Source organism: Microbacterium oxydans, from assembly GCF_000956405.1.
GTDB lineage: Bacteria > Actinomycetota > Actinomycetes > Actinomycetales > Microbacteriaceae > Microbacterium > Microbacterium oxydans_C.
The window spans coordinates 121043-137035 of sequence record NZ_JYIV01000025.1 but is presented as its reverse complement, the minus strand read 5'-3'; the positions used below and the strand labels follow the sequence as shown (position 1 = coordinate 137035).

Genomic DNA, 15993 nt, shown 5'->3' with positions numbered 1-15993 from the left:
TCGGCTGGCGCTCCAGGGGCCGTCAGTCGCGGTTGCCCGTGGGCGGTCTGAAGCCCCGGACATCGTCGAGGGGCGCCGTATCGTCGAACGCCTGGTCGTGTGCTCGTGGGAGGGGGATCCCCGGCACCGGCACCACCGGGGCCTGGCTCGGTTCGAGCTCGGACATCTCTGCGATCCAGCGATCCGTCCGCTCCTCCGCCAGCTCATCACGGTGCCGTGGGGACAGGAGCAGAATAGCCGCACCGACGAGCACCTCGAGGCCGAGGGCGAGCATGAAGGGAAGCGCTGCCGGCCCGACCTCGGACAGCCGTCCCGGCCCCATCGATCCGTTCGCCAGAACGGCGGCGATCCCACCGACGCCTGCAGTGACGACCGCGATCCCCACCGCGATGACGGCGCGCTGCGCCGTTCCCAGCGGTGTGCCCTCCCAGACGAGACGGGAGCGCACCGCCCACCCCGCGAACGCTCCGGCGGCGATCGGGACGAGCACCACGATCAGCATCCACATCGAGCTGTTCTCGGGCAGCAGACCGAATACGGGGACGCCGGGCACGACCCCGAGCTGCGTGCCCGCCGGCGACACCGCGGTGCCGACGCCGACCGCGAAGCCGGGCCCGGCGAGCCAGGACGCGGCCCAGACGATCAGGGTCGGCAGGTACACCAGCTGTGCCAGGGTCATCACCGTCGCACCCAGCGCATCCACTCGGGAGGCCTGGAAGAGAGCGACGACCTCTCCCCCGCGGAACAGGGTCATCACCGCAAGAGCCAAGGCCGCCGTACCGACCACACCCACCAGGGCGAAGGCCGCGCCTCGGACGACGGCGGCGGGGACCGGTGCCCAGTCCTCGTGGACGTCGAGGCGATCGTGCAGACGGTCGAGGATGCCGCCGTCGCCCTCTTCCCACGCGACACGGACGGCGCCGCAGAGCGCGCCGACGAAGTACACCGCTGCGGGCAGGACGATCGCGAGCAGAAGGGGTGTCTGCGCCGCGTCCAGGCGCGCGGTCAGCGCGACAGCGGTGGAGATCGCGGTGAACACCACGGTGCCGGACAGCACGCCGAGCAGCCAGGTTCCCGCAGCGGCCGCTCTGGCTCCGGAACGCGCGGCGAACAGCAGCGTGAAGAGCAGGAACGCCAGCGGGGTGATCGACACCGCGAACGACGCGGCCTGAGCGGGGATCGCGAGCGCGACGAGTAGTTCATCCGGGATCGTCACCGCCAGCGGCACCCCATGCCCGAACTCCCAGAGCGTGCCGGTGAGCGGCCAGAGCGCACCCCAGTCGGCGGTGATCCCGAAAGCGAGAGTCCACAGGAGCGTCAACGGCGCGAGCAGCACGACGAGACCGACCGCCGCGGCGATGGCGGCGTCGAAGGCGGCGAGGAGCGCGACGAGGAGGCGTTGCATAGCGTTTCGAGACTACGACGAGTTGTCGACGAAGCCCCGGGGGCGCGCGTGGGGTCGGCGACACGATAGCGTTTCTCCGGAGGTTTCCCGATGACAACTGCCCCGCCCGCCCCGGCACCCGCCGAACCCAAGAACTCCCTGGACCGCTTCTTCGAGATCAGCAAGCGCGGATCTACGATCGGCACCGAGATCCGAGGAGGTCTGGTGACGTTCGTCACGATGGCCTACATCGTGATCCTCAACCCGATCATCCTCTCCGGCAAGCCCGACGTGGCCGGAGACGTGCTCAGCTTCAACGCCGTCGGCGCCGCCACCGCGTTGACCGCCGGTGTGATGACGATCCTGTTCGGTCTCGTGACGCGCCTGCCGTTCGGTTTCGCCGCCGGACTCGGCATCAACGCCTTCGTCGCGTTCTCGGTCGTCGGGCAGGTGACCTGGCCCGAGGCGATGGCACTCGTGATGATCAACGGTGTCGTGATCGTCCTGCTCGCGGCCACCGGCCTGCGGAAGGCGATCTTCGACGCGGTGCCCTTCCAGCTGAAGATCGCCATCACGGTCGGTATCGGCCTGTTCATCGCCTTCATCGGCTTCGTCAACTCCGGCTTCGTCACCGCGACGGGCGCCTCGTCCCCTCCAGTCGGCCTCGGAGTCAACGGCTCCGTCGCGACCGTGCCGACCCTGCTCTTCGTGATCACCCTGCTCCTGACCGGCATCCTGGTGGCGCTCAGGATCAAGGGCGGCATGCTCATCGGCCTCATCGGCGGCACCGTGCTCGCGGTCATCGTCGAGGCGATCTGGCACATCGGCGCCCGCGGCTTCGACGACGAGGGCAACGTCGTGAACCCCGGCGGCTGGGGTCTCACGGTCCCCGCGCTCGACGGCTCCCCCATCGGCGTGCCCGACCTCAGTCTGATCGGCGCCGTCGACTTCAGCTTCGACCTGAGCAAGGTCAGCCTGGTCGCGATCGTCATGATCGTCTTCACGTTGCTCTTCACGAACTTCTTCGACGCCATGGGCACCATGACGGGCCTGGCGAAGGAGGCGAACCTCGCCGACGACAACGGGGACTTCCCCCGCATCAAGTCGGCACTGGTCGTCGAGGGTGTGGGAGCGATCGCCGGTGGTGCGACCTCGTCCTCTTCCAGCACGGTCTTCATCGAGTCGGGTGCCGGCATCGGCGAGGGCGCGCGCACGGGTCTGGCGAACGTGGTCACGGGCGTCGTGTTCCTGATCGCGATGTTCCTGACGCCGCTGACATCCATCGTGCCGACCGAGATCGCGGCCGCGGCCCTGATCATCGTGGGTGCGATGATGATGGCGCAGATCCGCTACATCGACTTCAGCGACTTCCGCGTGCTGCTTCCGGTGTTCCTCACCGTGTCCGTCATGCCGCTGACCTACTCGATCGCGAACGGCATCGGGGCGGGCTTCGTCAGCTGGGTGCTCATCCACGCCTTCTCGGGCAAGGTCAAGACCATCAGCCCGCTGCTGTGGGTCGTCGGCGCCGGCTTCCTGATCTTCTTCGCCCGCGGACCCATCGAGGCCCTGTTCGGCGTCGGGATCTGACGCGAGACGCAAAGGGGCGGATGCTGCGGCATCCGCCCCTTTGCGTGTTCGTCCCGTCGCCTCGTCACCCTGGCACGGATGCATGAGCATCGCACGAATGCATGACCCACGCGGGGTCCTCGGTCATGCAGGTGTCATCGGGTCATGCAGCCGGTCAAGCGGCCGATCATGCAGGTGTCGGTCGGTCATGCATCCGGGCATGAAAGAAGGCCCCGGGGTGGAGCCCGGGGCCTTCAGATCAAGCGTAGCTCAGATCAGAGCGACTCGATGATCGCGCGCATGAGATCTGCCGTCTCGGACGGCGTCTTGCCGACCTTGACACCAGCGGCCTCGAGGGCCTCCTTCTTCGCCTGAGCGGTACCGGCCGAGCCGGAGACGATCGCACCGGCGTGACCCATGGTCTTGCCCTCGGGAGCCGTGAAGCCCGCGACGTAGCCGACGACGGGCTTGGTGACGTTCGCCTTGATGTACTCGGCCGCACGCTCCTCGGCGTCGCCGCCGATCTCGCCGATCATGACGATGGCCTTGGTCTCGGGGTCGGCCTCGAACGCGGCGAGCGCGTCGATGTGCGTGGTGCCGATGACCGGGTCGCCGCCGATGCCGATGGCGGTCGAGAAGCCCAGGTCGCGCAGCTCGAACATCATCTGGTACGTCAGGGTTCCCGACTTCGACACGAGGCCGATCGGACCCTTGCCGGTGATGTTCGCGGGCGTGATGCCGACGAGCGCCTCGCCGGGGGTGATGATGCCGGGGCAGTTCGGTCCGATGATGCGGGTCTTGTTGCCCTTGCTCTGCGCGTACGCCCAGGCCTCGGCCGAGTCGCCCACGGGGACGCCCTCGGTGATGACCACGAGCAGCGGGATCTCGGCGTCGATGGCCTCGATCATCGCGTCCTTCGTGAAGGCGCCGGGGACGAAGGCGATCGACACGTCGGCGCCGGTCTCCTTCATGGCCTCGGCGACCGAGCCGAAGACCGGGAGCTCGACGGCGTTGCCGTCCTTGTCCGTGTGCGAGACCGTGGTGCCGGCCTTGCGGGCGTTGACGCCGCCGACGACCTGGGTTCCGGCCTTGAGCATCAGCGCGGTGTGCTTGGTGCCCTCGCCGCCGGTGATGCCCTGGACGATGACCTTGGAGTCCTTGTTGAGGTAGATAGACATAGCTCTGGTTCCTTGTGTCTCAGGCGATCAGGCGTTGGCGAGCTCGGCGGCCTTGTCGGCGCCCTCGTCCATGGTTGCGGCCAGGGTGACAAGCGGATGCGCGTACTCGGCGAGGATCGCGCGACCCTCGTCGACGCGGTTGCCGTCCAGACGCACGACGAGCGGCTTGGAGGCCGTGGCGCCGAGCGTCTCGAGCGCGCCCTTGATGCCGTTGGCGACGGCGTCGCACGCCGTGATGCCACCGAACACGTTGACGAACACGCTCTTGACCTGCGGGTCGCCGAGGATGACGTCGAGACCGGCGGCCATGACCTCGGCCGAGGCTCCACCACCGATGTCGAGGAAGTTGGCGGGCTTCACGCCGTTGTGGTTCTCACCGGCGTAGGCGACCACGTCGAGCGTCGACATGACGAGTCCTGCACCGTTGCCGATGATGCCGACCTCGCCGTCGAGCTTCACGTAGTTCAGGCCCGACTCCTTGGCCTTGGCCTCGAGCGGGTCGGCGGCGTCCTTGTCCTCGAGCGCCTCATGCTCGGGGTGGCGGATCTCGGAGGCGTTGTCGTCGAGCGTGACCTTGCCGTCGAGCGCGATGATGTCGCCCTCTTCGGTACGCACGAGCGGGTTGACCTCGACGAGCGTCGCGTCCTCACCCTTGTACACGTCGAAGAGCTTCACGAAGACGTCGGACACCTTGTCGACGAGGTCTTCCGGGAAGTTGGCTGCACGAGCGATCTCGACGGCCTTCTCCTTGTCGATGCCCGTCAGCGGGTTGACCTCGACGCGCGCGAGCGCCTCGGGACGCTCGACGGCGAGCTCTTCGATCTCCATGCCGCCCTCGACCGAGCACAGGCTCAGGTAGGAGCGGTTGGCGCGGTCGAGCAGCACGGAGAAGTAGAACTCCTCGGCGATGCGCGCACCCTGCGCGACCATGACGCGCTTGACGACGTGGCCCTTGATGTCGAGGCCGAGGATGGCCTTCGCTGCCTCGTACGCCTCGTCGGGCGTCTTGGCGACCTTGACGCCGCCTGCCTTTCCACGGCCGCCGGTCTTCACCTGAGCCTTGACGACGACCACTCCACCGATCTTCTCGGCGGCCGCCCTCACCTCTTCAGGGGTGTCCGCGACGATGCCGGCGAGGACCGGCACTCCGTACTTTTCGAAAACGTCTCGTGCCTGGTACTCGTACAGATCCACTGTGGTTCCTTCACTGGGCTGCTGTCTGGTAATTCTCTCGATGTCGAGACATCGACCAGTCCCCCAGCCTACTACCTCGGCCTGGGCGCTCCTGCGGGCCGGACCCACCCGCCCTCAACGCAGCGGAGGAACGCCCGCACGTCGCACCGGCACACCGACGAACCGCAGCTGACGTCTGATCGCGAACGGAGTGAACACGAGCGCAGCGCCGACCGCGACGATCACCGGGCGCACCACGACCACGGGCAGACCGCCCAGGAAGGCGACCAGGATCGCGACCACGAGGACGACGGCCAGCACGACCTCGACCGTCAGGAGCTGGCGGCGCACCGAGGCTCCGTCGTCCGCCAGGGTGGTCTCTCTGCCGCGCACCTGGATGTGCTCGGTCCACCGCGTACCGTCCCACCACCGCCGGGTGCCACGACGCCGCGTGTCGAACCAGCCGGCCGGGATCCCGTCGTCTCTCACGCTCCTCAGTATGACGGCGACACCTGGGCGCCTCCGCACGCTGCGGTCTAGGCTTTCGCCATGCACGAATCCGCAGAACTGCGTACCGGCGTCGTCGCCGCCGCACTCGAACTCTTCAGCGCCCAGGGGTTCGACCAGACCTCGGTGGAGCAGATCGCCAAGGCAGCCGGGGTCTCCCGGTCGACGTTCTTCCGACAGTTCGGCGGCAAGGAGGATGTGGTCTTCGCGGATCACGAGGTGCTCCTGGAACAGCTCAGGGAGTTCCTCGACGAAGGTCATGACGATCCATGGGGCGCCGTGTGCGCTGCCTCCGAGTCCGTCTTCGCGCACTTCGCGCACGACCCGGAGCTCGCGAGGCGCCGCTACCAGATCGTGCGCCAGGTACCCGTGCTGCGCGAGCGCGAGATCATCACGGTCTTCCGCTACGAACGACTGTTCGACGACTACCTGCGCAGCGCCCTCCCCGGGGTCGATCCCTTGGACGCGGTCGGCTTCGCCGCTCTGGTCACGGCGGTGCACAACCACGTGCTGCGTCAGCTGCTGCGAGGACGCAAGAAGGTGCCGCTGTCGACGCTGCAGACGGCACTGGTCGACGTGCGCCGACGCTACGGTGTCGCGGCGGACGAGACCGCCTCGGCTCCGGACGACATGGTGGTCGCGGTCTTCCCCCGCTCCATGCCGATCGCCGAGGTGAGCCGCCGGTTGCAGTCTCAGCTCGACTGACACATCCGAGTCGTGGAACCCAGTATCGAGGAGTACGATACCTGGTGCCACGAAGGAGCCCCATGAGCACTGCAGCCTCCCCCTTCCCCGGCGAGCGCGTCTCGTCGTACGACGTCACCGGGCGTCAGGACAGCGACTACTACGCCGTCTTCGCCGACATCCCCGCCGCGGACCGGGAGGCGTGGGACCGAGCGAAGGCGTACGTGGACGAGGTCGCTCCGCAGATGGCGGACGCCTGGGACCGCGCCGAGTATCCGCTCGATGCCGCGCGCCGGATGGGCGAGATGGACCTCGTCGTCGACGGCGTCCAGCACCCCTCGCTCACGAGCCTGTCGCCGCTGGCCGCCGGCCTGGTGAACATGGAGATCTCACGGGGCGACGGCTCGCTTGGTACGATCCTCGCGGTGCAGGGAGGGCTCGCCCTGCGCACTCTTGCACTGTTCGGCTCCCCCGCGCAGCAGGAGCGATGGCTCACCGGACTCGCCGACGGCACGGTGCTCGGCTCGTTCGCGCTCACGGAGCCCGACCACGGATCCGACTCGGTATCGCTGGAGACCGTGGCCCGCCGCGACGGCGACAGCTGGATCCTCCGCGGCACGAAGAAGTGGATCGGCAACGGCGCGTCCGGTGGCATCACCTTCGTCTGGGCGCGTGTCGACGACGAGTCCGCCGACGAGCACGGTGCCGTGCGGTGCTTCCTCGTCGAGCAGGAGACACCGGGCTACACCGGCAGCGTGATCCGCGGAAAGGCCTCGCTGCGAGCGATCCACCAGGCGCACATCGAGCTCGACGACGTGCGGGTGCCGCTGGACGCCGTGCTGCCGGGGACCAAGAGTTTCAAGGACGCCTCGATCGTGCTGTATGCCACCCGCTCCGGTGTCGCCTGGTCGGCGCTCGGACACGCGACCGCTTGCTACGAAGCGGCGCTGGCCTATGCGACCCAGCGCGTGCAGTTCGGAAAACCGCTGGCGAAGTTCCAGATGGTCCAGGAGCGCCTGACCCACATGCTCGAAGACCTCACCGCCATGCAGCTGTACTGCCGGCGCATGGCAGACCTCGAGACGAAGGGCGAGCTGCGCCCGACCCAAGCGTCGCTGGCGAAGTTCCACAACACGCGTGCCGCACGCCGGGTCGCCTCGACCGCCCGTGACCTGCTCGGCGGCAACGGCATCCTGCTCGAGAACGGTGTGATGCAGCACCTGGCCGACATCGAGGCGATCCACACGTACGAGGGCACCGAGAGCGTGCAGGCCCTGCTGCTCGGGCGCGACATCACCGGGATGAGCGCGTTCGCCTGAGCCGCCGCCCTCGACGTCCGGCTCACCCCCGCCGGGCGTTCACGTGGCGTTCACGACTCGCTGCCGATCCCGCGACCGCCTGCACGCCCAACAGGAGGACCAGCGCCACGACCGGGACGACCCATCCCCCGATGGCCGCATGCAGCAGACCGATACCGATCGGGCCGAGGCCGGCGAGCAGGTAGCCGATGCCCTGCGCCATGGTCGACAGGTGCGCGGTGTGCTGTGCGTCGGGCGCACGCAGCACGATGTAGGTCAGCGACAGCGCGATGGCCGCGCCCTGTCCGAGCCCGAGGAGCGTCATCCACACCCAGGGAGCGGCGCCGCCCGGCGCGACGAGGAGCCCGATGAGACCTGTCGCGCACAGGAGCGCGGAGAGCAGGACGGGCAGCCAGTTCGGTCGGAGGCGACGCAGCATCGTCGGTACGAGCAGCGCAGCGGCGATCCCCGGGAGGCTCGAGTACGACAGCAGCAGCCCGGCATCGGACACCGGCACCCCGGCGTCCTGCAGGATGGTCGGTATCCAGGTCAGCGCTGCGTAGTAGCTCAGGCTCTGCAACCCCATGAACCCCGTGACCGCCCAGGCGACCGGGTCGCGAAGCAGCGCCGACATCCGCGGCTCATCCCGAGGCTCGAGGATCGCATCGACGGGACCTCCGGACGCGCCAGGGCGGGCCGCCGCACCGGCGCCCCCGCGCAACGCCCACGGCAGCCACACCAGGAACGCGAGGACTGCGGGAATCGCCCAGACCGCCAGGGCGCCCCGCCATGAACCGTCGAGCGCGGTCATGAAGGGCACGGTGAGCGCTGCAGCCGCCGCAGCGCCGAGGAACAGCGCGGTGGAGTACAGCCCCATCATGAGGCCGACACGGTGTGCGAAGTCCTGCTTGATCACGGCGGGCATGCACACGTTCGCGACGGCGATGCCCGCACCGACCAGCACAGTGCCACCGAACAGTGCCACGGGCGAGGGAAGCAGACGCACGCCGATGCCGACTGCCACGACGACCATCGTCAGGGCGAGCAGCCGATGCAGGCCGATCCAGCGGGTCAGCGTCGGGGTCAGGAAGGCGAAGGCGCCGAAGGCGAACACCGGGATCGTGGTCAGCAGTCCTGCCGCAGCCGCCGGGAGGCCGAGGCTCCGCTCCATCGCGGGGAGCACGGGTCCGACCGAGGCGACGCCCATGCGGAGGTTCAGCGCGATCAGGAGCAGGCCGGCAGCCACGTAGATCCCGGTGAGGATGCCACCGCGACGCAGAGACGGCGTCAGCGGGGTCGGGGCGGTGTCGAACGGTTCCTGCATCGTGGTCATGCTCCGAGTCCAGCACCCGCACCACCCGTCAGGAAACACGTAGACTGCATCTCGATGTCGAATACTCGCCAATCATCTCCAATGGTCGATCTGAACCTGGTCGACTTCGACTCCCTCGACGCACTGCCGATGGAGGGCGCCTATCGGTTCGCACACGCCGAGACATCGCCGCGCCACGCCCACCCGCTGGGACACCTGGTGCATGCCGCATCAGGTGTGCTGTCGCTGCTCACCGACGACGGCGCCTGGATCGCGCCGTCGACGCGCGTGGCCTGGGTGCCCGCCGGGGCCGAGCATCGTCATCGCGCGCACGGGCGCACGGACATGCGCATCGTCCATCTGACGGACGAGCTCGCCGCGTTGCTTCCGCCCGCCCCTGTCGTGCTCGTCGCGACGCCGCTCGCCCGCGAGGCCCTGCTGGCGATGACGTCCGGCCGCACGCGCAGCACCCGTGCGCTGGACCACCTGCGCCGAGTGATCGTCGACGAAGCGGTCACCGCGCCGGAGCAGCCCCTGCACCTGCCCGAGCCCCACGATCCCCGTCTGCGCCGGGCGGCCCGCATCGTCGAGGACGATCTCGCCCAGCCCGTGTCGCTCGGTGAGCTCAGCAAGCGCACCGGCACCGCCGAGCGGACGCTGAGTCGCCTGTTCCCCCAGGAGACGGGTATGGGATACCGGCAGTGGCGCCTCCAGCTGCGGGTGCACCGCGCGCTCGTCCTCCTCGCCGACGGCACCTCGGTGACCGACACGGCCGCCGCGTGCGGGTGGGCGACGACCAGTCAGTTCATCCAGCAGTTCACACCGCTCGTCGGGATGACCCCCGGCCGATACCGACAGTCTCAGCCCGCAGTGTGAGACAGCTCCATGCACACGAGCCGCTCGCGGTCATCCCACGACGGCACGCGCTGAAAACCCCGCGATTCATAGAGGCGCACCGGCCCGGTCCGCCAGTCCCACACCGACAGTCGCACCCGAGCGGTGCCGAGGTCGCGCGCATCGTGGAGCGCGGCGTCGAGCAGCGCCGACCCGACACCGCGGCCACGCACCTCCGGCACGGCCCACAGTCGCTTGATCTCGGCCACGTCGTCGCTCACGGAGAGCACCACGACCCCGACGACGCTCTCGCCGAGCTGGGCCACGCGCACGCGGTGACCCGCGTACGCCGCTGAGGGGTCATCGACCTCGCAGCGGTAGCGCTCGGGAAGTGCTCCGGAAGGATCGGGCTCGCTGCCGCCTTCCTGCTGACTCTTCTCGCGCTCCGTCTGCAGCAGATACGCACGCACAGCTGCACCGACCTCGGGGGCATCGGGCCCCGTCAGGTCGGCGAGCCGGATCAGCGGTCGGCCCGCTCCCGACCCAGCGCTGACGGCCACCGTCAGTCGCAGCCGCAGCCACCCGACGGGGTCTTCACCATGAAGCACACGTCGCAGACGCCGTAGTCGCGCTCCTCGACCGGCTTCGGCGCCTTCTCCGCGCGGGGAGCGGCGACGCGAGGAGTCGTCGCGCGCTTCGCGGCGCGCTGGGGAGTCAGCGGGATGAACTCGCTCGGATGGCTGACGTAGAAGTACGGCGCGCGACCCTCGCTGGGCTGCAGGCGCAACGGGGCGGACCCGACGACAAGTCGCTCGTCCTCTGTGAAGCCGTTCGTGTAGGTGCGCCCGATGTGGAGAGATGCTCCCTCGCCACGACGGATCGCCTCGATGTATCGACCGCGGTCGATGAACGAACTGATCCCGATGGCCTCGACGATCGCCGTGATGAACGCGTGGTTCGACGGATCGATGCGGTGCGCACGGAGCGCTTCCGGAAGCGAACGGTATGGACGGGAGGTGCCTGCGGGGGTCGGCCCCTGTACTTCTTTCATTCTTTCCAGGATCGCACGCTCCGCCGGGTGCGGCCGACCGTTTTTTACTCGTATACGTGCCAAACTGACGACATGGCTCAGGCGACGATCATCGGATCCGGTCCGAACGGCCTCGCAGCGGCGGTGACGCTCGCTCGTGCCGGCTACACGGTGCGCGTCCTCGAAGGCGCGGACACGATCGGTGGCGGGGTCCGCACCCGCGAAGCCACGCTTCCCGGCTTCCAGCACGACGTGTGCTCCGCGGTGCACCCCGCGGCCGCCTCCTCCCCGTTCTTCCAGGCGTTCGGCCTCGATCGCCGGATCGAGTGGATCCGGCCGGAGGCCTCCTACGCCCACCCCCTCGACGACGGGCGTGCGGCGGTGGCATGGCGCGACATCGATCGCACGGCGGCGGAGCTCGGCACCGACGGCGAGGCCTGGCTGTCCCGACTGCGCCCCTTGAGCAGGCACATCGAGGGGGTCGTCGACTTCACCGGCAATCAGCTGCTGCGTATTCCGCGCGATCCGGTGACCGCCGTGCGCTACGCCCTGCGGATGCTGGATCAGGGCACACCCCTGGCTGCAAGGGCGTTCCGCACCGAGGAAGCCGCCGCTCTGATGTCCGGAGTGGTGGCGCATGCGAACTCCCCGCAACCCACACTGGCGGGCGCTGCCGCGGGGCTGCTGCTGGCCGCGCTCGGGCACGCCGGGGGCTGGCCGTATCCACGCGGCGGTGCGCAGCGCATCGCCGACGCCATGGTCGCCGACCTCGAGCAGCACGGGGGCACCGTCGAGGCGAGCACACAGATCTCGGACCTCGGGACGCTGGACTGGGGCGATCCGAGTCGCGGAGACCTGCTGCTTCTGAACACGTCGCCGCGACTCGCGCTCACGCATCCCGACGTGCCGGCAGGCTACGCACGGGCCATCCGCTCCTACCGCTACGGTCCGGGTGCCGCGAAGGTCGACTTCGCCCTCGACGGACCGATCCCGTGGACGAACCCCGACGTCGCCAGCGCCCCGACCGTGCACCTGGGGGGCACGCGCGCCGAGGTCTGGGCGAGCGAGAACGCCGTCGCCGCAGGGCGCGTGAGCGAGCGTCCCTACGTGCTCGCCGTGCAGCCCTCGGTCCTCGACGACTCCCGCGCGCCCGTCGGCAAAGCCGTCTTCTGGGCGTACATCCACGTCCCCCCGGGCTCCGACCTCGACCCCACAGAGCTCATCACCGCGCAGGTCGAGCGCTATGCCCCCGGGTTCCGCGACCTGATCCTGGCACACCACGCGGTACCGGCATCATCGCGCGAGGCGATCAACCCGACCGAGATCGGCGGCGACATCTCCGGCGGCGTGTTCGACATCCGCCAGGCGCTACGGCGCCCGGTGCTCTCCCCCGCGCCGTGGCGCACGCCGATGCGCGGCGTGTATCTGGCCTCCGCCTCGACGCCCCCCGGTCCGTCCGTGAACGGGATGGCCGGCTGGCACGCTGCACGCACGGCGCTGCGGGATGCAGGAGAACCTGCGGAGCTGTCCGACCTGTTCGGCTGAGCGAACTCCTCTTCCGTCGCAGATCGCTCGCGGCCAGGATGGGACCATGCGCTACGAGATCCCCGCGCCGATGCTCGCCAAAGCGGTGCCGGCCGTCCCCGACCCGGCGAAGTCCTCCGGCGGACTCCTGTACGAACCGAAGTGGGACGGCTTCCGCGGGCTCATCGCGTGGGACGGCGACACGGTGGAGATCGGGTCACGAGGCGCGAAGCCCCTGACCCGCTACTTCCCGGAACTGGTCGATGCGATCCCCCAGCTGCTGCCGGAACCGTGCCTGCTCGACGGCGAGATCGTCGTGGCCACGGGTCCGCACGGATCGCAGCGACTGGACTGGGAGGCGCTCAGCCAGCGCATCCACCCCGCTGCCTCGCGCGTCGCGAAGCTCGCCGCGGAGACACCCGCGATGTTCATCGCCTTCGACCTGCTCGCCGCCGGGGAGGACGACCTGCTCGCCCAGTCGTTCGAGACGAGAAGGGCGCGCCTCGAGACCCTCATGGAGACGGTGGAGCACCCGCTGCATCTCACCCGCACGACCCGCGATCGCGGGGCCGCGGTGCGTTGGCTGGCCGAGTTCGAGGGTGCCGGGCTCGACGGCGTCGTGGCGAAGCCGCTCGACCAGCCTTACGCGCCCGGCAAGCGCACCCTCTTCAAGATCAAGCACGCCCGCACAGCCGACGTGGTCGCGCTCGGCTACCGCATCCACAAGTCCGGCTCGGGGGTGGGCTCCCTTCTGGTCGGGCTGTACGACGACGACGGCACTCTTCGCCAGGTCGGAGGTGTGGCGGCGTGGAGCGATGCCCGTCGGCAGGAACTCGTCGAGGAGCTCGCCCCGTTGGTCGAGCGCGACGAGTCGGGCGAAGCCGTGACAGCGGAGGGCGAGCGATCGCGCTTCAGCGGATCGAAGGATGTCTCGTTCGTACGGCTGCGTCCGGAGCGCGTGCTCGAGGTGCGATATGACCAGCTCGAAGGCGCTCGCTTCCGTCACACGGTGCAGTTCGAGCGCTGGCGGCCCGATCGCGACGCCCGCTCGTGCACCTACGATCAGCTGGACACCGTCGCGGGCTACGACCTCGCCGACGTGCTGAGCTGAGATGTACTGAGCTGAGATGCACTGAGCTGACGGCGGGGGTCAGCCCTTCTCGGCTGGAGTACCGTCGTCTTCCCAGTTGGCCGCGACCTTCTTGCTCGGCTGCACCCGCGGCGGCTCGCCGGGCATCTTCGGGAACTCCGGCGGGAAGGGCAGCTCACCGAGCCCGTTCTCCTTGTCGCGCTCCCACCACTCCAGCAACGTGTCGATCCGTCCGGGAGTCTCCTGCATCGACGCCCACGGATCGCCGACCTCGTCCAGACGCGTCGGAACGCTGCGGACAGTGAACACCGTCGGGTCGAGGCCATCGAGCTCCTCCCACGCGACCGGCGTCGAGACCGTCGCTCCCGGCAGCGCACGCGGGCTGTAGGCGCCCGCCATCGTCCGGTCCCGGTTGGCCTGGTTGAAGTCGACGAAGATGCGCTCTCCCCGCTCCTCCTTCCACCAGTTCGTCGTGACCTGCTCGGGCATCCGCCGCTCGAGCTCGCGTCCGGCGGCGATGACGGCGTGACGTACATCCAGGAACTCGTGGGTCGGCTCGATCGGCGCGAACACGTGCAGGCCGCGGTTGCCGCTGGTCTTGGCGAAGGCTTCCAGACCCGCCTCGCGCAGCACGTCGCGCAGGGTGTGGGCGGCCGTCACGGCGTCGGCGAAGTCGGTGCCCGGCTGCGGATCGAGGTCGATGCGCAGTTCGACGGGGTTGTCGGGGTCGGTGGCGAGCGATGCCCACGGATGGAACACGATCGTGTTCATCTGCACTGCCCAGACGATCGCGCTGGCACGGTTCAGGACGATCTGCGGGTGCCGGCGTCCGCTGTTGTAGGTCACCGTGACGGCGTCGACGAAATCCGGCGTTCCCTTGGGCGGGTTCTTGGAGAAGAAGCCGTCCGCCCTGGCCCCTCCGGACGGGCCGACGCCGTCACGGAACCGCTCCAGCGACACCGGGCGGTTGCCGTTGGCCGCCAGGAAGGGACCGGCGACCAGCTGCGCATACTCCGCGAGTTCCGCCTTGGTGATGCCCAGGTCGGGCCACACCACGCGGTTCGGGCTGGAGAGCGCGACCTCGCGTTCTCCGTCGAGGTCGGCGACGATCAGGGTCACGCGTTCTGAGGCCATGCTCCGACCCTAGAGCGCGGTCAGCACAGACGGAACCCCGCCCACGCGGCAGCGCACCGGGCTCGACTCAGCCGGCTTCGAGAAGCCGGGTTCGATGCGCCCGTCAGTCGCCCAGGTCGACGGCCAGCACCAGGACCGGCGTGAGCGCATCCCGCTCGACGACGATCGACGGGCCCGCCGAGTCGACGATCACACCGGCGATGTCGGCATGACCGGTGAGCACCTTCGCGAGCTGCTCGGGTGCGAACGGGAGCGGACGGTCACCTCGGCCGAGCGCGATGACCTCGAGCGGGTGCGAGAACAGCTGCAGGAAGCGACGTCCATCCGTCGTCTGCGCCTCGGCGATGCCCACAGGCCCCCCGCCGGAGCCGTCGTTGACCGCGACCCACATACGCGTGGTCGCGAGTGCCTCGCCGACCTTGACAGCGGAATCCTGCTGGCGGGGGGCAGCGAGGATGCTCTTCACGGTCATGTCGACGTCGGCTTGCTCGAGCGTCTTCTGCAGGAGCTCGGTCGGGAAGACCACCCGGTGCGGAGCCGAGGCGTTGTCGACGATCAGACCGGCGAAGTCACCGGATACCACCTGCTGCAGCACCGAGGTGACGGGCTGAGCGACCGCCGACGTCGACGAGGGGTCGGCTTCGAGCTGCACGGAATCGCGCACGGCGGCGGCCGAGCTGAAGGCCAGCATGTACTGGCGGTCCTCGCTGTCGCGGACGACTGCGACCGAGAGCGCCTTGCCCTCGCTGATCTGCGCACGCGCATCGCCGTTCACGCGGATGTACAGGTGGCCCTGGAGCGCCTGACGCATGACGCCGAGCAACTGGTCGTTGGTCGCGCCCGCCTCGATCTCGGTGAGGGCTTCACGCAGCAGGACGTTGTCCTTCATGCCGGCGACCGTCTCCGTCTGCTCCGGAGGCAGCGCGGAGGCGAGGGGCAGACGCCGCTCCGGGGACGCCTCGGCCCGCGCAGCGGGACGCGGCGGGTTCTGCGGCGCGGCAGAGGGTGCGGGCGGCGTCGGCGTGCTCGACGGCGCGTCGGAGGACGGCAGTTCGACCTCAGGACCGGCTTCCGCGCCGACGCCGCGGAACGCCTGCACCGAGATCCCGATCGACGGCGCCGCTGGCTGCTCCTCGACGGTGCCTTCGGACGCCGTGCTCTCGGATGCCGTGCTGTCGGACAGCGCGGCGCCGGTCTCGACAGCATCGGCGGTGTCTGGCTGCGTGGTGGGGGTGACGACATCGTCACCGGACTTCTTGCGGCGGGAGAAGAGGGCCAT

At 69.3% G+C, this 15993-nt stretch carries 15 protein-coding genes; 6 read left to right on the top strand and 9 right to left on the bottom strand.

Going from position 1 to position 15993, the window contains the following annotated elements:
* Positions 1-22 precede the first annotated feature (22 nt).
* Entirely contained in the window at positions 23-1405 is a 1383-nt protein-coding gene (locus RN51_RS09390; protein WP_045263778.1) for a DUF6350 family protein, read from the bottom strand.
* 90 nt (positions 1406-1495) lie between these two features.
* On the opposite strand from RN51_RS09390, the gene RN51_RS09385 reads away from it, so the two are divergent.
* Positions 1496-2971, top strand: a complete 1476-nt coding sequence (locus RN51_RS09385; RefSeq protein ID WP_045263777.1) for an NCS2 family permease — start codon at positions 1496-1498, stop codon at positions 2969-2971.
* A gap of 254 nt (positions 2972-3225) precedes the next feature.
* Here RN51_RS09385 and sucD read toward each other — a convergent pair whose 3' ends face one another.
* From sucD to RN51_RS09370, 3 genes are all read right to left on the bottom strand, one after another.
* Positions 3226-4128 carry a succinate--CoA ligase subunit alpha gene (gene sucD, locus RN51_RS09380; protein WP_017204065.1) on the bottom strand — a complete coding sequence of 301 codons (903 nt, stop codon included), beginning with the start codon at positions 4126-4128 and terminating at the stop codon, positions 3226-3228.
* A gap of 27 nt (positions 4129-4155) precedes the next feature.
* Positions 4156-5322 carry an ADP-forming succinate--CoA ligase subunit beta gene (gene sucC, locus RN51_RS09375; protein WP_045263776.1) on the bottom strand — a complete coding sequence of 389 codons (1167 nt, stop codon included), beginning with the start codon at positions 5320-5322 and terminating at the stop codon, positions 4156-4158.
* Positions 5323-5436: 114 nt separating this feature from the next.
* Positions 5437-5790, bottom strand: a complete 354-nt coding sequence (locus RN51_RS09370) for a DUF2510 domain-containing protein (protein ID WP_045263775.1) — start codon at positions 5788-5790, stop codon at positions 5437-5439.
* A 60-nt stretch (positions 5791-5850) separates the two neighbouring features.
* Here RN51_RS09370 and RN51_RS09365 point away from each other — a divergent pair, with 60 nt between their 5' ends.
* Both RN51_RS09365 and RN51_RS09360 read left to right on the top strand, forming a co-directional pair.
* Positions 5851-6513 (top strand): TetR/AcrR family transcriptional regulator, encoded by a 663-nt coding sequence (locus RN51_RS09365; protein ID WP_045263774.1) that lies wholly within the window; start codon positions 5851-5853, stop codon positions 6511-6513.
* Between the two features lie 62 nt (positions 6514-6575).
* On the top strand, positions 6576-7811 hold the full coding sequence (locus tag RN51_RS09360) for an acyl-CoA dehydrogenase family protein (protein ID WP_045263773.1): 1236 nt from the start codon (positions 6576-6578) through the stop codon (positions 7809-7811).
* Positions 7812-7833: 22 nt separating this feature from the next.
* Here RN51_RS09360 and RN51_RS09355 read toward each other — a convergent pair whose 3' ends face one another.
* The gene (locus RN51_RS09355) at positions 7834-9123 is read right to left on the bottom strand and encodes a CynX/NimT family MFS transporter (RefSeq protein WP_045263772.1); all 1290 of its coding nucleotides are present in this window, start codon (positions 9121-9123) and stop codon (positions 7834-7836) included.
* An 81-nt stretch (positions 9124-9204) separates the two neighbouring features.
* On the opposite strand from RN51_RS09355, the gene RN51_RS09350 reads away from it, so the two are divergent.
* Positions 9205-9978 (top strand): AraC family transcriptional regulator, encoded by a 774-nt coding sequence (locus RN51_RS09350; RefSeq protein ID WP_231579264.1) that lies wholly within the window; start codon positions 9205-9207, stop codon positions 9976-9978.
* Here the strand turns inward: RN51_RS09350 and RN51_RS09345 are convergent.
* Together RN51_RS09345 and RN51_RS09340 are read right to left on the bottom strand one after the other, a co-directional pair.
* Complete coding sequence (locus RN51_RS09345) at positions 9963-10544, bottom strand: GNAT family N-acetyltransferase (protein ID WP_197073223.1); 582 nt, start codon at positions 10542-10544, stop codon at positions 9963-9965. The two genes, RN51_RS09350 and RN51_RS09345, sit on opposite strands and share 16 nt — an antisense overlap.
* Positions 10499-10987, bottom strand: a complete 489-nt coding sequence (locus RN51_RS09340; protein ID WP_045263771.1) for a hypothetical protein — start codon at positions 10985-10987, stop codon at positions 10499-10501. Before RN51_RS09340 ends, RN51_RS09345 begins: the two co-directional genes overlap by 46 nt.
* A 72-nt stretch (positions 10988-11059) precedes the next feature.
* On the opposite strand from RN51_RS09340, the gene RN51_RS09335 reads away from it, so the two are divergent.
* The gene (locus RN51_RS09335; RefSeq protein WP_045263770.1) at positions 11060-12511 is read left to right on the top strand and encodes a phytoene desaturase family protein; all 1452 of its coding nucleotides are present in this window, start codon (positions 11060-11062) and stop codon (positions 12509-12511) included.
* Positions 12512-12557: 46 nt separating this feature from the next.
* A complete protein-coding gene (locus RN51_RS09330) occupies positions 12558-13601 on the top strand; it encodes an ATP-dependent DNA ligase (protein WP_045263769.1) in 1044 nt (347 codons plus the stop codon).
* A 39-nt stretch (positions 13602-13640) separates the two neighbouring features.
* On the opposite strand, the gene ligD is transcribed toward RN51_RS09330, so the two are convergent.
* Together ligD and RN51_RS09320 are read right to left on the bottom strand one after the other, a co-directional pair.
* On the bottom strand, positions 13641-14714 hold the full coding sequence (ligD, locus tag RN51_RS09325) for a non-homologous end-joining DNA ligase (RefSeq protein ID WP_045263768.1): 1074 nt from the start codon (positions 14712-14714) through the stop codon (positions 13641-13643).
* 103 nt (positions 14715-14817) lie between these two features.
* A complete protein-coding gene (locus tag RN51_RS09320; protein WP_052674662.1) occupies positions 14818-15993 on the bottom strand; it encodes an SseB family protein in 1176 nt (391 codons plus the stop codon).